Origin of the sequence: Legionella waltersii (assembly GCF_001468085.1) — a bacterium.
GTDB classification, from domain to species: Bacteria; Pseudomonadota; Gammaproteobacteria; order Legionellales; family Legionellaceae; genus Legionella; species Legionella waltersii.
Map to the genome: position 1 here is coordinate 90,981 of NZ_LNZB01000060.1, position 16,194 is coordinate 107,174.

Consider the following 16,194-nt stretch of genomic DNA (forward strand, 5'->3'; position numbering starts at 1 on the left):
CTCCAACAACACAGGCAAATTAGTTACTTACTAATTGTATAGAATTATAACACATAGCATGTATTTATGGCAATAAATCGATCATTAAGAGCAAATAGCTAGCAAGAAAATAAAATTTAACGCGATGAATCATCCAACAAAAAAATGCAAAGTTTATTTATTCAAATTCAATTTTTAATGAAACAGGTTCATCAATCCGACATTCCGCAATAAATCTATGAATAAAATCTCCAATAAGCTTTACCAAGTTCATTCAGTATCACTCTCTGCCTATCAACAATATTTGTGGTCACTTCTATTTTTTGATCGATGAACAACACGCTAATTCCCTGAAAACAAAAAATACTCATCGTGCAGTTGGTCGTTGCGTTGGTTTATTATTCATATCCGGGAAATAAGCATTTTCTTCTGCCAGCCTCCACATGACCGTATTTAATGCAACCTGACCGGGATCCGGACGGCAATCCCGGCTATATCCTCAAGTAATATTGATGGATTGTGCATCAATATCTTGTTCATAGTCTCCGTCCAAATGAAAACTGGTTGTGTCCAGATTCAGGCTGTTACAGGGTAATTTCAGATAATCGTTGAAAGGTATACACACTATCGTAATCTAAATGAATGAATGAATGGGGTCCGTCCCTTAGCTTTTTACAGGGCTAATCCAAACTGACTTTCTCTAAATAAGTAGGAATTGAACATTCCCACTTTAATTCCTTCTCAATGTGTCCCTTCAACCCTAATGCAGCATTCGGTTCGCCATGCGTTATAAACACTCTCTTTGGAGCTTTTACAAACTGCTTCAGCCAAATCAAAATCTCTTCATAATCTGCATGAGCGGATAAATTAGTGATGGATTCAAGTCTTGCTCGAACAGGATATTCATCACCATGAACTTTAATTGTAGGCTCATGATTCAACATCCTTGCACCTCTAGTACCATCTGCTTGGAAGCCTGTTAATAGAATCGTGCTCAACTGATCTGGAGCATAAACCTTTAAATGATGCAAAACCCTTCCACCCGTCATCATCCCACTCGCTGAAATGATTATTTTAGGGCTACGATCCAAATCGATACCAATGGATTCTGTTGGAGTTTGGATATAAGTCGCTGTACGACACACCGCCTTGCATAGCTCTGGCCCCAATAGATGATCACTGCTGTACTTTAGCAATAACTGAGTTGCATCAACAGCCATAGGGCTATCAAGATATACAGGTATGTCCGGAATTTGTTTTTTTTGTTTAAGCAGGTAGATAAAATACAATATTGTTTGCGCTCTTCCCACTGCAAATGCAGGAATAAGTACAGTCCCACCGCGCTGAAAAGTTTCATTAACAATACCTGCGATAAGCCCTAGCGGGTCCGTTTTATCATGCAAGCGATTACCATAGGTTGACTCTAGAATCAAATAGTCTGCTTCTTTCATAAGTTCAGAGGGTTTCAGGATTGGATCATGTAGACGACCTATATCCCCGCTGAACAATAGCTTGGTCTGAGTTGAACGTATCTGCACAAAAGAAGACCCTAAGATATGACCAGCTCTATGCCAACTTACTTCAAAATCATCAAATAGAGGATAATCAGTATTAAAATCAACTTCTTCAAAGTACTTCAAACATTCTTCAGCATCCTCTTGGGTATACAGCGGTAAGGCTGGTTGATGCTTACTATAGCCGTATTTATTGGCTCTTTTTGCATCCTCTTCGTGCAAATAACCACTATCAGGCAATAGAATTTTACACAGATCATAGGTAGCAGCAGTTGCATAGATTCGCCCCCTAAACCCATTTTTAACCAATAAAGGTAAATATCCGCTGTGGTCAATATGAGCATGCGTCAAGAGCACTGCATCGATGCTTTTGGGCGTGATGGGCAAAGCGGACCAGTTGCGCAAACGCAGTTCTTTTAAGCCCTGAAATAGACCACAATCTACAAGAATTTTTTTAGTGTTTGTTTCAATGAGGTATTTAGACCCTGTTACCGTTCCTGTAGCACCCAAAAAGGTCAACTTCATAGCAATTCCTTTGTTATTCACTTTGCTTCACAATTTCCGCAAAACCCCAATCTCTTCGTAAAAAAATGGGTTGAATTCGGTCATTTGGTTTATCTAAACTCCCTCATTCAAACCATTTTTTGCCTCGACCTCAGGGGTTTGCGGAAGTCCTGTGCTTTTATAGTCACGACTAACGAAAAGCACCTAGCCCCAGGCAAAATTTGATTTCGATGAAAACGCTAAGCGCACTAACTGACTGAATTGAAATCCACTTTTACCAAGAGAATGGGATTTTGCATTACTCCTGATTGAAGGATACACGTACTTACTCTTTAATTGAACTAGAACGAAGAAGATTAAGCCATTTTTCACGTTCGTCTGCATTCATGTTGGCCTTTTTTATCGCATAGTGCAAAAAATAAGCCCCTTCTTTTCCAGTGGTAATTTTAAGGATTTCATCTTGAACCAGTTCACTTGGTTTGACGACTTTAAATTCAAGAATAAACAAATCTTGGCTATTCTCAAAAATTTCATACACATACTCTACACCAGTCTCGTCCAGATTCTTAAAAAACCTATCCCCTAGATCTGCTGCTGTTTTCCCCTTTAAGTTAGGCATGAACTGAGTTGTAATCAGCTCGTTCCATTGGTTAATATTTTGCCCTATGGGGATGTACTCCAAAGTGAAACCAGTCGGAGTTTTCTTCCCCCAAGCAGCAACCCAAGGCCTGTTATCAAATTTAATCGATTGTTTTTCATCTTGAACCAATGAGGGATCCATCACGGAGGAATCCATGGGAGTTAAACTACAATACAAGTCTCCTTTATAATTCACAAACTCCACGCATTGAGCGCCTGTGTCTTTACTAACTTTCACTAAGCCTTTAGGGAGCTCACTATCCGTTGCATAGGCAAAACCATTTAGACAAACCAAGAAACTAAATACAATTGCGATGAGGTATTTCATGACATGACAACTAAGGAGTAATATTTATTAAGTGTAGACCTTATTTTGATTATTTCTCAAATTGGCTGCTTTTAAGTAGTTGTAAAAGAAGTCATTAAGAAACAATGGGACGGAGCATGAGGAATCGACTCATTTTTTAAAATGGGGCATTTATATCAAAGGTCGGGTGCTTCGCCGAATGGCGCTGCCTAAAGCGGTGCCATTAGGTTCTTCTATACGGCCCGCATCGCTCCGCTCGCTTATGCGCGCGACGCGGCTCGGTTCCTACTTTGCTGTCTGAATCAAATCCTAGTCACAGCAGGGAGTGAACCGAGCCGCGCGCGTCAGCAAGCGGATATGAAACTATCCGCTTTCACGAATGACTCTGCTTAAGGCAGCGCCATTCGGCGAAGCCCCGGACCTACGCTTACTGATAATCAGAGAAGAGATTAGTGGGGGCACTATAAGTTGAGTCGATTCCTCAAGGACCGACCCCTACGATTGTATCCTTCCTATCCAGAGTCCAAGGTCAACACTTCATAAAACAGATAAAATTAACCTATTTTTTATACAGTTAGCACTATTGGTATATACTTAAAGTATAAGGTCCTCATAAGGAGATTATCATGAGTGGTTGCAAATTAAATCCTGTAGGTTTAGGGCTATCTTTAGGAGTTATCTGGGGAGTTTCCATCTTCATAATGGGGTTATTGGCCTACCATTTCTCATATGGAAAACCATTTGTTGAAATGATGTCAGCAATATATCTTGGATTTGCTCCCTCAGTGATGGGTAGCGTTATAGGTGGAGTTATTGGCTTTGTGGATGCCTTTATTGGAGGCTTCTTGATAGCATGGCTTTATAACTGCTTTAATTGTTGCCCCAGCTGTTGTAAAAAAGAAGAGAAATAGCGACTAGGCTAAAGAGCAACAATTACTGCTTGACTAAGGTTCTTAAGGTCGAACAATGATATTGTTCTGAACGGATTGGACCCCGGGTACCTTGCGTGCAATCTGTTCAGCCGTATCGCTTTGACGGATTTTCTTCACGTAACCACTTAAAATCACCACATTCTGGTTCGTCTCCACATGCACTTGTATTAATGCTGGATCATCACTGCTAGCCAGAGCATCTTGAACTGATTGTTGCAGGGTCATTCCTGATGGATAAGATGGAGTTAATAAATCACTCACCGGATTATTTTGACAAGCAACCAACATTAAAAACACGGTGCTCAATACAGTACTAAAAATCAATTTTCGCATTATCGCCTCCTAAATAAATCCTATCATAACTATAATTCAGTCTTATTTAAACCTGCTATAATCCTTTTATAAATCAAAAGCCTTCAAGGAGTGAAGTATGAAAAAAGCTGGAATCGTTCCTGAAAAGGCAAGGAAACCTAAATCACCCCGCACCAGTGAAAAAAAAACCAGTACCGTGAATGAACCAATTACTCCCAATGAAAAGATACACCAAGAGCCTAAACCAGATGAGGTTTTTAAATTTCTTGATAAAGTATTTCAAGCTAATTTAGGAAAATTGACAGCCGGAATTAGTCCAGCAGCACTGGGGACAGCCTATTTTTCATGGATTGCTCAACTATTACAATCGCCAGGCTCCTTAGTGCGCTTAGCCAGCTATCCTTTTTTACACGCTGCAGATGGCATCAACAATTTATTCAATTATGAAAAACCAAGAGACGGAAAAGACGTGCGCTTTCACACAGACAACTGGAGCAATTACCCTTGGCGTTTGTGGGCTGAACAATTTTTGCAATTTGAGGATTGGTGTTTACAAGCCTCTACAAAAATTCCTGGGCTACCCATTCACGTTAAACGGACTGTATCCTTTGGAACTCGACAGATCTTAGATGCTTTGTCCCCATCTAATTTTGTTTTGACAAATCCAGATTTATTTTATGAGACTATAAAATCTAAAGGTCAAAATTTAGTACGTGGAACCGAATTGGCTATTCAAGATTTTATGGAGAAAATTACAGGCTCACCACCAGCAGGCGTTGAGAATTTCATTCCAGGAAAACAGGTTGCGATCACAAAAGGAAAAGTAGTTTTCAGCAACCACCTGATTGAGCTTATTCAATATGCCCCACAAACAGAAAAAGTGTACAAAGAACCAATACTGATCCTGCCAGCCTGGATTATGAAATATTATATTCTGGATTTACTCCCAGAGAACTCCCTAGTTAATTGGTTAACTCAACAAGGCCACACCGTATTTATCGTCTCCTGGCGCAACCCAGATAAAGAAGATAGAAATCTCGGAATGGATGATTATTACCGCATGGGAGCAATGGCAGCTATAGACGCAGTCACTCAATTTATACCCCATACTCGAGTCCATTTAATGGGTTATTGCTTAGGAGGAACGCTTGCCATGATTGCAGCCGCTGCTATGGCTGCGGACCATGACAATCGCCTTAAAAGTCTTACGCTTCTTGCAGCACAAGGGGATTTTTCAGATGCCGGAGAACTTTTGTTATTCATCACCAAGAGTGAAGTGTCCTTTTTAAAAAGCATGATGTGGGAGCAAGGCTATTTGGACACAAAACAGATGGCCGGAAGCTTTCAAATGTTGCGATCCTATGATTTGATTTGGTCTAAAATGGTACAAGATTACATGCACGGAACCCAAAGAGGCATGATCGCTCTTCTTGCATGGAATGCGGATGCCACAAGAATGCCCTATAAGATGCATAGCGAATATTTGGAAAAATTATTTTTGAACAATGATCTTTCTGAAGGTCGATTTACCGTCGAGGATAAACACATCGTTGCAGAAAATATTAAAGTCCCCGCCTTTGTTGTTAGTACCGAAAAAGACCACGTAGCTCCTTGGAAATCAGTCTACAAATCACATTTACTCATTAATAACGATCTCACGTTTGTACTAACCAATGGTGGTCATAATGCAGGGATAGTCAGTCAACCTGGTCATGAAGGCCGCTCCTACCGTATTCGCGAGCGCAAAAAAGACACGCCCTATCTTGCACCGAATGCATGGCTTAAAACAACTCCCCCACAAGAGGGTTCTTGGTGGACAGCTTGGCACGAGTGGTTGGTCCAACAGTCTTCACAAACCTTAGTGAATGGGCGTAAACTAGACGATAAATTGCCCGATGCACCAGGAACCTACGTACTTCAAAAATAACTAGGCTCTTGTTTCAACGAGAACTAGGGCTAAGGCATAACGCTAAAATCAAACATAGCTTTCAATGAGGGAGTATGGATAAAGATTACTACAAAATTATGGGTGTGCAACAGGATGCCTCTGAGCAAGACATCAAGATGGCTTACCGTAAACTAGCGCGCAAATATCATCCAGACATCAGCAAGGAATCCGATGCTGAAGAGCGCTTTAAGGAAATGGGAGAGGCCTACGAAATCCTAAAAGATCCCAAGAAACGAGCCGAGTATGATCAATATCTGAAATACAAGGATCATCAAAGTCATCAACAACATGGCCATCAATACCAAAATCAACCTCATCAGGAGTTTCAGTTCGATGGTGATCTCTTTGAGAGTTTATTTGGCCACTCACGCTATCAACATCAACCGATGGCTGGGCAAAATTATCAGGGTAAAATAACCATAACTCTTGAAGAAGCCTATGCAGGAGCTGTTAAGAGCTTACAAGTTCCTGTTGATCAAGGGCAGGAAACCAAACTACAAACATTAAACGTAAAAATTCCCGCAGGCGTTAAATCAGGTCAGCAAATACGTTTAGCTGGACAAGGCGGAAGTGGTTTCAATGGAGGACCACGAGGTGATCTGTACTTAACCGTTGACGTATTGAAGCACTCCTTATTTGATGTGATGGACAATGACATTTATCTCACTCTTCCAATCACTCCTTGGGAAGCAGCTTTAGGGACAACCATTGTTGTTCCTACATTATCTGGAAAAATTGATTTAAAAATCCCACCTGGATCACAAGGAGGACAGAAGTTGCGCATAAAAGATCGCGGCTTACCTGGAAAAAACCCTGGTCACCAATTCGTCCTATTAAAAATAATAACTCCACCTGCCCACAGTGCTGAAAGCAAGGCCCTGTATGAAAAAATGGCTGAAATAATGCCATTTAATCCACGTGAACACCTCGGAGTATAAACATGAACAAAGACAAGCTAATTGTAGGCGTGGTGATTGAAGAAACGACCACTTACACGTTTGTAGAAATCTGTCAAAAATACCAAATTCCCGAAGAATTATTGATAGAAATGATTGAGCAAGGTTTCTTTCCAGAACAATCGACAAATCCAAATGAATTAAAGGTAAACCAAAAATCATTACAAAGAATAGAATCTGCATTTAGACTGCACCGAGATCTTGGAATCAATTTACCCGGAGTAACTTTGGCTTTGGATTTGTTGGATGAAATCGAGAAAATGCGGAAAGAATTAGATATTTTACGCAAACATTTCTAAACCCTGACCACTATTCTTTAGGCTGATAGTCCGGAATATCTTTAGGGTAGCAACCTTTAATGGTACGAAAAAAATCGAGGATTGTTGGAAAGTCTATTTGGATATCGCCAGTAGGCCAAAAAGGTTCATTAATACGAATCTCTTTGCTGGCATAATCAGGGCCTACCATCACAATTGGAATTTTTGCTTGGCAGGCAATATGATAAAACCCTTCTTTCCAACGTTTTACTGGACTTCTCGTCCCTTCTGGTGCTAAACCAAGTCTGAACACATCGCTACGATTAAAGATCTCCACAGCTTGTTCTACCTTATTCCCTTTTTTAGAGCGATCCACTGGAGTACCTCCGACAGCTCTTAAAAAAAGACCGAAGGGAAAAAAAAACAGTTGTTTTTTTGCAATAAAATTGATTTTCACACCAACAACAAAGCGAGCACACAAGCAGATGACAAAATCCCAGTTGCTGGTGTGTGGGGCAACTATGATGATGTATTTTTTGGCTTCAGGAAGTTGGCCCACAATCTTCCAACCCATGAGTTTAAAAATAAGCTGACTGAGTCTTCTCATTAACAATCCATTTTGGTTTAAAATTCAAGGGCCTGCTGACAAATCAGTAGCCAATGCTTCAATGAATTATAATGTTCTAAGATCCTCCGCACAACACTCCAAACTTGTACTATGATTAACATAGGGAAGTAATAATTGGTGGTGCATTATGAAAACAAATGATCCAGCCTTAAGTTTTTCAAATCCTAGATTATTAGCAGCCATTTATTTTGGCTTATTGTCTGTTGTAGGTACTATATTGATCAATGCATTGCTTACCACAATAGGAATTGAAGAAATAATCCCTGTATATCAAGCAGTTATCTTAGGAATGATCGTATCATCATGCACAGCCGCTATTTTTGGTGAAAGTATAGTTCATTGCAAATATCCCTATAAAAGAAAGGTATTTTGGCTGGGATTTGCAATGGTCATGTGCTCACTACCCATATTCGATCTTGGAATTGTTTTTCTAATGAGAGAGGAGAATGCTAAATTATTTGCAGTAACCTCTTTAAGTTCAATGGTACTGTTTTATCTTGTTACTCTAGCCTATAGTTATGTTTTATTTGGTGTCGTTCTTGCTGTAGCCTCTGGCTTGGCTGCCATGTACTTGCGTTCACAATTAGTATACGACATCCTGCATACAACTACTCGACGTCATGAAAAACATGCCCTAGCTAAATCAAAAGCGACGCACAGACATAAAGAACACTGATGAACCTGGACTTAAAATGGATTACACTTATCCTAAAACGGTAATGGGTAATCCATGCAGGAAATAAAGAATAAGAAAAACCTAACTCAGTTATTGCAGGATGGAGCAACAATAGTCACTCCCAATAATCGTCTAAGCAATGCAATACTTCAGGATTACTTTGCTGCGTTTCCTCAAAAAACGATGATCAAGCCCCAATGTTTACCCTATAAAACTCTTTTAATTCAATCTTATAAGCATCTGCTCTACTCAAATCCATCTCAACACTATTCCATGTTGTTAAGCCCGCTCCAAAGCCTATCGATATGGAAAGAACTTATCCAATCCGAAGAGGAAATAACTTACACTAAAGGTCTGCTGGATGCGATAATAGAGGCTTGGGAGTATTGTGAGCTTTGGAAGCTTTCTCCAGATCATCCTGCTTTTCAATACACTCAGCAAACCCAGTATTTTCAAAAATTGTGGACTCAATTTAGGCAAAGATTAAAGCAACTTGATGCAATTTCTGAACATCAACTTGTCTCTACCCTTATTCAAGAAAATTACTTAGGATTTACCAAAACGATCATCTGGACGTGCTTTGATGAATATACCCCTCAGCAATTAACTCTTCAAAACTATTTACAAGAGCATGGCTCTATTTTGCATCACTACGATTTAACCCCAAACCAAGTAGAACCCCAAGTATTGAGTGCAGAAGATGAAAAAGAGGAATATTCCCAATTGATTTCTTGGCTAAAAAGCAAGACACAAGACACAACTCGACGAGTTGCTGTGGTAATCCCTGATTTGCAAAACAACTCCCAAGCAATACAAAGAAAGCTACTTCAACAGTTTGATAAATCACAATTTAATATATCCCTAGGTCAGTCACTAAGCCAATTTCACTTGGTAGCCCATGCTTTAACATGGATAAAATTGTCTCCCGAGCAACTCAGCAATCATCAAGCAACCCTATTGTTACAATCTCCTTATCTTGGAGCAGCAAAAGAAGAGTTTGTTCAACGCTCACAGTACTTACAAGATAGCGAGCTGCTCAAAAAGCAAAACATTCATACACGAAACTTCATGAAACTAGTCGTCCAATATGCTCCGAAACTTGCCCTGTTAATGGATGCCTTATCAAACTATCCTGATAGCACTTCCATCAACCAATGGGTAGATCTTTTTCAGGAGCGTTTAAATGCACTGGGTTTTCCAGGAGACACAGGTTTAACGTCAGAACAATATCAATGCTTCAATCGCTTCTCCACTGCCTTGGATGAACTAAGGCAATTACACCTCGTCAAAAAACGCTTCACCAAGTCAGAAGCAATTGATGCATTACAAACCGTCATGGAAAACACGATATTTCAAGTGCAAACAACCAATACCCCCATCCAGATTTTAGGCCTCTTAGAAGCATCAGGATGTGAATTTGATGGCATTTGGGTCATGGGCTTAACGGATCAATGCCTACCTCAAGCGACTCGTTTATCAGCCTTTATCCCTACTTATCTACAAAAACAATTGTCCATGCCACATAGTCTTGCTCACAGAGAGCTGCAATTTGCCCAACAAACTCTCCAACGATTGAGAAATGGAAGCCAGGAAATTGTATTTAGTTATGCAACATTTCAGCAAGACAGCCCTTGCCTACCTTGTGCTTTGATAAAAGAGTATCCTTCTTATCCTACTCAGAATGATTGCAAGTCACTAGAAAATACTTCGAAATTAATTCAAGTTGAAGAGTGCTATGAAATTCCCGTTCAGCAAAACGAATCCATTTCCGGAGGAACAAGCATTTTAGCTAATCAGGCAAAATGCCCATTTAAAGCATTTGCCGAGCATCGACTCAAAGCCAAAGAAATTCCCCAAACTACGCTTGGAATTGATGATAAAGAGAAAGGGCAATTAATCCATAAAGTCCTTGAACTGTTGTGGAAATCACTTCGAAGCTCAGCGAACTTACAACGCTTAAACTCAGAAGAATTAAATCAAGAAATACATCAAGCCATTGATAAATCACTTGAGTCACTCCCTTATCAACCAGGTTTGGTGAAAGAAGTTGAATTCAAACGTTTAAAACGAATTGTAATATCCTATTTAGAGTGGGAAAAGCAAAGAGCGCCCTTTTCTGTTGCGGCCCTCGAGGAAAATCACCAAATCCAATTGGCTGGATTGGATTTTAAAGTGCGCGTTGATCGAATTGATCAAGTTGGTCAAAGCAAATGGGTGATTGATTACAAAAGTTCTCTACCGAGCAGCAAACCATGGCTAGAAGATAGGCCGCTAGAACCTCAATTATTGTTGTATGCATTGCTTGACGAACAGATCAATACCTTACTGCTGCTCCAGTTAAAAACAGGTAAAATTAAACTCAGTGGTTTTAGTGAGGAAAAACAAGACAGCAAAGACATTTTTTCCCTAAAAGTAGAAGAGCATTGGGAGGATTATCGCCAAAAATGGCATAAGCAACTTACAGAGTTAGCCACTGAAATTCAAACCGGATACTGCCCTCCTGAACCCAACAGTTTAACCATTTGCCAACAATGCAGTTTTCCATCATTGTGCCGCATTCAAACCACTAGAAATTCAAATCAAATATGATATTATGCTTCCACACTGGTTATTTCTAAACCAGTTTTAATATAAAAATCAATTACTTAATTAAGGTGAGTTATGCCAAGTCAACGGATTACTGGTGAATTAGAGAAATGCAAAAAAGCTCTATTTCAGCTGTTTATAGATCAAGTTCAGCTACAAGGAATTAATCATCATTTAAACCAACTCCATCGTTACTACTCTCGATTAATCGATAATGCTGAGTATTGTTTAGAAGAAGATGAAGTGATAGAGGAGTATTGGGATTTTATTAATCAATTAAGTCAAGTTAAACAGGGAAACATGACTGCTCAAGAAGCCATGGATCAAGCCGAAGAGTTAATGTCCGACAAGGATTGCGGGTCCCTTTGTGATGAGCTGTTTAAACTGTGTGAAGTGATTTTTTGGGGAACAGTAGCATGTATTGGCTACGTAAGCTGTGCTGCTATTGGAATGCCTCTTATTTTGTGCGAGCCTTTGCTTGGAGTTGCTTTGACGCTAAGCACACTTGCTTTAGCAATGATGGCAACTGATGTCTGTCTAGAAACTATGGAAGACTTTGAACTCTATGCTGGACATAATGAAGCCTTAGGAAATCAAAAAGGACTACTTACTGCCGTTTCAATGTTCAAGAAAACCGACGCAAAAAAGGAGTCCGCTCAACCTAGCGAACCAGAATTGCCACCTACTTATCCGTCTATGGACTAAATAACATGGAATGTTGGGTCAAACGACCAACATTCCACTTAACCGATCCGCGACCGTAAGGGAGCGGAACTCGTATTCCTGCTGAAGCGCAACAACACATGATCAGCACGTTTTACAGCCTCATTTAATGCTTCTTCAGGATTAATAAGCCCGGCAAACATAGCTTCCAAGACTTCATCATTAATCCCGCGAATTTGATTTTGTGGGCCTAAATGTCTGAAGGGAGTGGGTGAGACCTTACCTTCTAAATCCCCTTTCGCTATAAGCAGAACAGGATGCTTGCTGGTTTGCACAATAGGGGTATAAATACCTTGTAGCCCGATAGGTAAATATCCTGTGTGTTCATGCCATTTCTTTTGTACCTCTGGTTTTGCGATAAATGCAAAAAACAAAGCGATGCCTTTATACTGCTCAACACTTTGTCCTCCAACTGCCCACAAAGCAGCGCCACCAGCCACATTTGCATATCTTACAGGACTCACCTTGGTATCTAATGGCATAGTCGCCACCCCTAAACGAAATGGGACTAGTGCGGATAAGCTGTTGTAAGCCCCAGATGACTGACTAAATAGCGGGCATTTACTGCTGGTAAACAAAATAGTCCCGTCATCAACACGACCACCGTATTCGAAATACCCTTGCTTATGCCATCGGTTCAATCGTTGAATATGCCTAAGCAGTTGAGGGGTATTAAACACTACTTTAGGTGGTTGCCCTTGAGTTATCGATAAGCCATGAATGGCTAAATAGGATTCAAACAACACCCAACCAGGATAAGCCGTAGTATAGGTGCAATCATAACCAGCTTTTTTAATTTTCTCAGCCAGAATTTCCATGTCAGCCCAGGTGGTAGGAAAATTGGTTTGGTCATAGCCTACTTTTGCCAAGACATCTAAGTTGTAATATAAAACAGGTGCAGAAAGATTAAATGGCATGGCCATTAGCTGATTATCCCTGCTGTAAAACTCTCTGACTGATTGTATAAAATCTTCCTTTGGGAGATGAATACCCTGCTCCTGCATTAATTCATCGACTGGTTTAATGACCCCTGGTGGTGAGAGCATGATGGCCGAACCAACTTCAAACACTTGCACAATAGACGGTGCCTGATGCGCTCTAAAAGCTGCTGCAAAATTAGTTAATGTCTCCGTGTAATTTCCCTTGTAAATTGGCTTGATGACGTAATTGCTCTGGCTTTTATTGAAATCGTCAGTAAGCGCCCTAACTTCTTCCCCAAGATGACCAGCCATTCCATGCCAAAATACCAATTCAATTGGCTTAGCATGAATTGCAAGAGAACTTAGCAGCAAAAACAGTAGACTTAATTTTTTCATAGTATTTTCATAGTAATAGATCTGGATAATCACTAAAGACAGCGTCAACTCCCCATGAAAACAGTTTATTTGCTAAACGTTTGCGATTCACTGTGTAAGCACAGACAACATAACCCTGATCCTTCACTTCTTTAACCCGATCAGCGGTTAAAATTTTTCGATTAAAATGCACAGAGTAACAGTCAATCTGCTTGGCTTTTTGCAACCACTGCACATCCCATTCGTGAAACAACATACCCAAAGGCATTTCAGGAGCAATACTGCGACATAAGATCAATGCTTCCCATTCAAAACATGAAACCAAGGGTAATTGCTTATTTTGAGGCCAATAGCGATGGATATGACTTAATACCGCAACCGTCGTTTGCTCAATAGTGCCAGGATAGGGTTTAATTTCTATATTGGCTTGAACATCAGAAAAAGACAACCATTTTAAGGCTTCAATAAAATGGGGTATTTTCTCCCCTTTGTACTGTTTAGAAAACCAAGAGCCTGCATCTAAGCGTTGTAAATAATCAGAGTCTACCTTGCCTACATCCCCAGAACCATTGGTTGTTCTTTTTAATGCATCATCGTGAATAATGAATGGTTGTCCATCGGCACTGCACATGACATCAAACTCAATAAAACGACACCCAAGAGCTAAGGCTTTGTTAAATGAAGCGATGGTGTTTTCTGGAGCATAAGCTGAAGCACCCCTATGACCAATGACTTTATCAACAACTAACAACCTCGTCTCCTTAATTGCGATTTGATGCAGCTTCAACCATGGCAGTAATAACCAACTCATTGCTTACTGTCAGCGGTGCTGGTGCTGCGCCCATCACTAAAGTATTCAATTCCTTAGCCTGGTATGCTTTGGGTTGCTGGATAGGTGGATTATCCCCTTCATAAAAGACAAGACTGCTTACCGAGTATTTTTGTGTTGGGTAGGCCTTGTTCATTCTGGCGATTTCATCATTGACCTGCTGATACAATTGCTCTCGAATTTTAGCGCGAACGGCTTGGGTTTCCTCTAAACTTGGCTTAAATTCCACCCCACTGATGTCATATTTTGCACCAGGCATACTTACCGATTTGGCATTTTGATAAATATCGGTCAAAGCTGACTGATCAACTCGTGCTTGGGCTTGCACGTATAATTTTTCGAGACCTGAGCTGTCTTGAGAACGATCGAATTCGAGTAAATGCCATTCTCCTTTGGCGATTTTATTCAAACTGTCCATGATATCAGCGCGGGCTTTAACCAGATCAGCGTTATTGAGTGTTACGTTAATACTTACATTCAGTAAAGCAGTTTGAGTGGATACCCATTTTTTAGCTGCCACTTGAAAATAGATCTGATCCAACACTAATTCTGGAGCTGGTGTGTCTGCCCAGGCAAAGGGAGTGATACTTATAAAACCTAGCATCCAAGCTATTTTTTTCATAACATGCTCCGCGTTATCAACCATCAATTAAATTAGTGTAGCGCAGGGTGAGTTATTTAGAAACCCCTTCAAGTTCAGTCTCTCAAATCTTTCAGCCCTCACGTTTCCGGATCGGATTTAGGAACTCAAACCGAGGACAGACCCTACTGGGGTCATCCCCCTTCCTTTCCGGCTCGGATTAAGGAAGTCAAACCGGGGACGGACCCCACTGGGGTCCTCCCCCTTCCTTTCCGGCTCGGATTAAGGAACTCAAACCGGGGACGGACCCCACTGGGGTCCGTCCCCTTCCTTTCCGCTACTTCCACGATGATTGAAATACAATCATTCACTAAGATTTACGTTGATTTATCCTTTAAATCAGTCTATAACTTCATCCTAAAAAATATGACTAGAGGAGCTTTCGGAGATGATGTCGGTAGACAAATTAACAAGTAATAATCAAATTGCGAATGATGATGATTTCCTCGAGTATGCTTTGTCTCATGGTTTTGGTGATTTGCATTTTAAAGTTGATCCTGAAACGGGCTTGAGAGCTATGATTGCTATCCATAATACTAAATTAGGTCCGGCTTTGGGGGGATGTCGCTTTATTGAATACCCTAGTACTACAGCTGCTCTGCGAGATGCTATGCGCCTTGCTCGGGGTATGAGCTATAAAGCGGCTTCGGTAAATTTACCTTTGGGTGGTGGCAAATCAGTGATTATTAAGCCTAAAGGCTCTTTTGATCGTAAAGCGTATATGCATCGCTTTGGTCAATTTGTGAATGAGATGAATGGACGATACATCACTGCTTTAGACAGTGGAACTGAATTGCCGGATATGGACATTATTTATGAACACACCCCTTATGTGGCAAGTTTATCGAAGCACAATGGCGATCCTTCTCCTTATACAGCGTCTGGTGTTTTACGTGGAATACAAGCAGCAGTTGCTTTTAAATTAGGGAAAGATAGTTTGAGAGGATTACACATTGCCATTCAAGGTCTTGGCCATGTTGGTTATGCCCTTGCTAGAGAGCTTTATGAGCTGGGTGCACGATTAACAGTAGCTGATATTTCTCCTGAAGCAGTAAACATGGCCGTTCAGGAGCTTGGCGCCACTGCCGTGAGTACTGAGACCATCCATAAGGTCCCTTGCGATGTGTTTGCACCTTGTGCTTTAGGAGCAATCATTAATGACATAACTATTCCACAATTGCAGACTACCATCATTGCTGGAGCAGCGAATAATCAGCTGGCTCATGGTTTTCATGGAAAGACTTTGTTTGAAAAGGGAGTTCTTTTTGCCGTTGATTACGTCATTAATGCTGGAGGCTTAATTTTTGCTGCTTCCAAATATTTACATACACCTGAAGAACAGGTTAATGATCAAATCGATGGGATTTACACTTCGCTTACTGAGATCTTTGCTCGTTCCGCCAAAGACAGGCTACCTACAAATGAAATTGCTGATACGATGGCCCAGGAAAAACTGGCTTAAATAAGGA

Annotated in this window: 15 protein-coding genes; 8 read left to right on the plus strand and 7 right to left on the minus strand. The window is 40.6% G+C overall.

Annotated features, from left to right (window positions below; all coding sequences use genetic code 11):
• Positions 1-659 precede the first annotated feature (659 nt).
• Both Lwal_RS13600 and Lwal_RS13605 read right to left on the minus strand, forming a co-directional pair.
• The gene (locus tag Lwal_RS13600) at positions 660-2,018 is read right to left on the minus strand and encodes an MBL fold metallo-hydrolase RNA specificity domain-containing protein (protein WP_058481355.1); all 1,359 of its coding nucleotides are present in this window, start codon (positions 2,016-2,018) and stop codon (positions 660-662) included.
• Between the two features lie 304 nt (positions 2,019-2,322).
• Complete coding sequence (locus Lwal_RS13605; protein WP_058481356.1) at positions 2,323-2,964, minus strand: hypothetical protein; 642 nt, start codon at positions 2,962-2,964, stop codon at positions 2,323-2,325.
• Between the two features lie 605 nt (positions 2,965-3,569).
• Here Lwal_RS13605 and Lwal_RS13610 point away from each other — a divergent pair.
• Positions 3,570-3,854 (plus strand): bacteriophage holin, encoded by a 285-nt coding sequence (locus tag Lwal_RS13610; RefSeq protein WP_058481357.1) that lies wholly within the window; start codon positions 3,570-3,572, stop codon positions 3,852-3,854.
• Between the two features lie 42 nt (positions 3,855-3,896).
• Here the strand turns inward: Lwal_RS13610 and Lwal_RS13615 are convergent, their stop codons facing one another.
• Entirely contained in the window at positions 3,897-4,208 is a 312-nt protein-coding gene (locus Lwal_RS13615; RefSeq protein WP_058481358.1) for a BON domain-containing protein, read from the minus strand.
• A 97-nt stretch (positions 4,209-4,305) separates the two neighbouring features.
• Between Lwal_RS13615 and Lwal_RS13620 the strand changes: the two genes are divergently transcribed.
• From Lwal_RS13620 to Lwal_RS13630, 3 genes are all read left to right on the plus strand, one after another.
• A complete protein-coding gene (locus Lwal_RS13620) occupies positions 4,306-6,114 on the plus strand; it encodes a PHA/PHB synthase family protein (protein WP_058481359.1) in 1,809 nt (602 codons plus the stop codon).
• A gap of 74 nt (positions 6,115-6,188) precedes the next feature.
• Positions 6,189-7,073 carry a DnaJ C-terminal domain-containing protein gene (locus Lwal_RS13625; protein ID WP_058481360.1) on the plus strand — a complete coding sequence of 295 codons (885 nt, stop codon included), beginning with the start codon at positions 6,189-6,191 and terminating at the stop codon, positions 7,071-7,073.
• Between the two features lie 2 nt (positions 7,074-7,075).
• Positions 7,076-7,390, plus strand: a complete 315-nt coding sequence (locus Lwal_RS13630) for a chaperone modulator CbpM (RefSeq protein ID WP_058481361.1) — start codon at positions 7,076-7,078, stop codon at positions 7,388-7,390.
• A gap of 10 nt (positions 7,391-7,400) precedes the next feature.
• Here the strand turns inward: Lwal_RS13630 and Lwal_RS13635 are convergent, their stop codons facing one another.
• The gene (locus tag Lwal_RS13635; protein WP_058481362.1) at positions 7,401-7,955 is read right to left on the minus strand and encodes a 1-acyl-sn-glycerol-3-phosphate acyltransferase; all 555 of its coding nucleotides are present in this window, start codon (positions 7,953-7,955) and stop codon (positions 7,401-7,403) included.
• Positions 7,956-8,103: 148 nt separating this feature from the next.
• On the opposite strand from Lwal_RS13635, the gene Lwal_RS13640 reads away from it, so the two are divergent.
• The 3 genes from Lwal_RS13640 to Lwal_RS13650 all read left to right on the plus strand — a co-directional run bounded on the left by Lwal_RS13640 (position 8,104) and on the right by Lwal_RS13650 (position 11,943).
• A complete protein-coding gene (locus tag Lwal_RS13640; RefSeq protein WP_058481363.1) occupies positions 8,104-8,652 on the plus strand; it encodes a hypothetical protein in 549 nt (182 codons plus the stop codon).
• A gap of 54 nt (positions 8,653-8,706) precedes the next feature.
• Positions 8,707-11,241: a PD-(D/E)XK nuclease family protein gene (locus Lwal_RS13645; RefSeq protein WP_058481364.1), complete on the plus strand. Its 2,535-nt coding sequence runs from the start codon at positions 8,707-8,709 to the stop codon at positions 11,239-11,241.
• 72 nt (positions 11,242-11,313) lie between these two features.
• Complete coding sequence (locus tag Lwal_RS13650) at positions 11,314-11,943, plus strand: DUF5638 domain-containing protein (RefSeq protein WP_058481365.1); 630 nt, start codon at positions 11,314-11,316, stop codon at positions 11,941-11,943.
• Between the two features lie 38 nt (positions 11,944-11,981).
• On the opposite strand, the gene Lwal_RS13655 is transcribed toward Lwal_RS13650, so the two are convergent.
• Genes Lwal_RS13655 through Lwal_RS13665 form a run of 3 tightly spaced genes read right to left on the minus strand, consistent with a single transcriptional unit; the run spans position 11,982 to position 14,707 of the window.
• Complete coding sequence (locus Lwal_RS13655; protein WP_058481366.1) at positions 11,982-13,277, minus strand: extracellular solute-binding protein; 1,296 nt, start codon at positions 13,275-13,277, stop codon at positions 11,982-11,984.
• A 7-nt stretch (positions 13,278-13,284) separates the two neighbouring features.
• Positions 13,285-14,007, minus strand: coding sequence for a glycerophosphoryl diester phosphodiesterase (locus Lwal_RS13660; protein ID WP_058481367.1), 723 nt, complete (start codon positions 14,005-14,007; stop codon positions 13,285-13,287).
• Positions 14,008-14,017: 10 nt separating this feature from the next.
• Positions 14,018-14,707 (minus strand): hypothetical protein, encoded by a 690-nt coding sequence (locus tag Lwal_RS13665; RefSeq protein ID WP_058481368.1) that lies wholly within the window; start codon positions 14,705-14,707, stop codon positions 14,018-14,020.
• Positions 14,708-15,113: 406 nt separating this feature from the next.
• Here Lwal_RS13665 and Lwal_RS13670 point away from each other — a divergent pair, with 406 nt between their 5' ends.
• The gene (locus tag Lwal_RS13670) at positions 15,114-16,187 is read left to right on the plus strand and encodes a Leu/Phe/Val dehydrogenase (protein WP_058481369.1); all 1,074 of its coding nucleotides are present in this window, start codon (positions 15,114-15,116) and stop codon (positions 16,185-16,187) included.
• Positions 16,188-16,194: the final 7 nt, after the last annotated feature.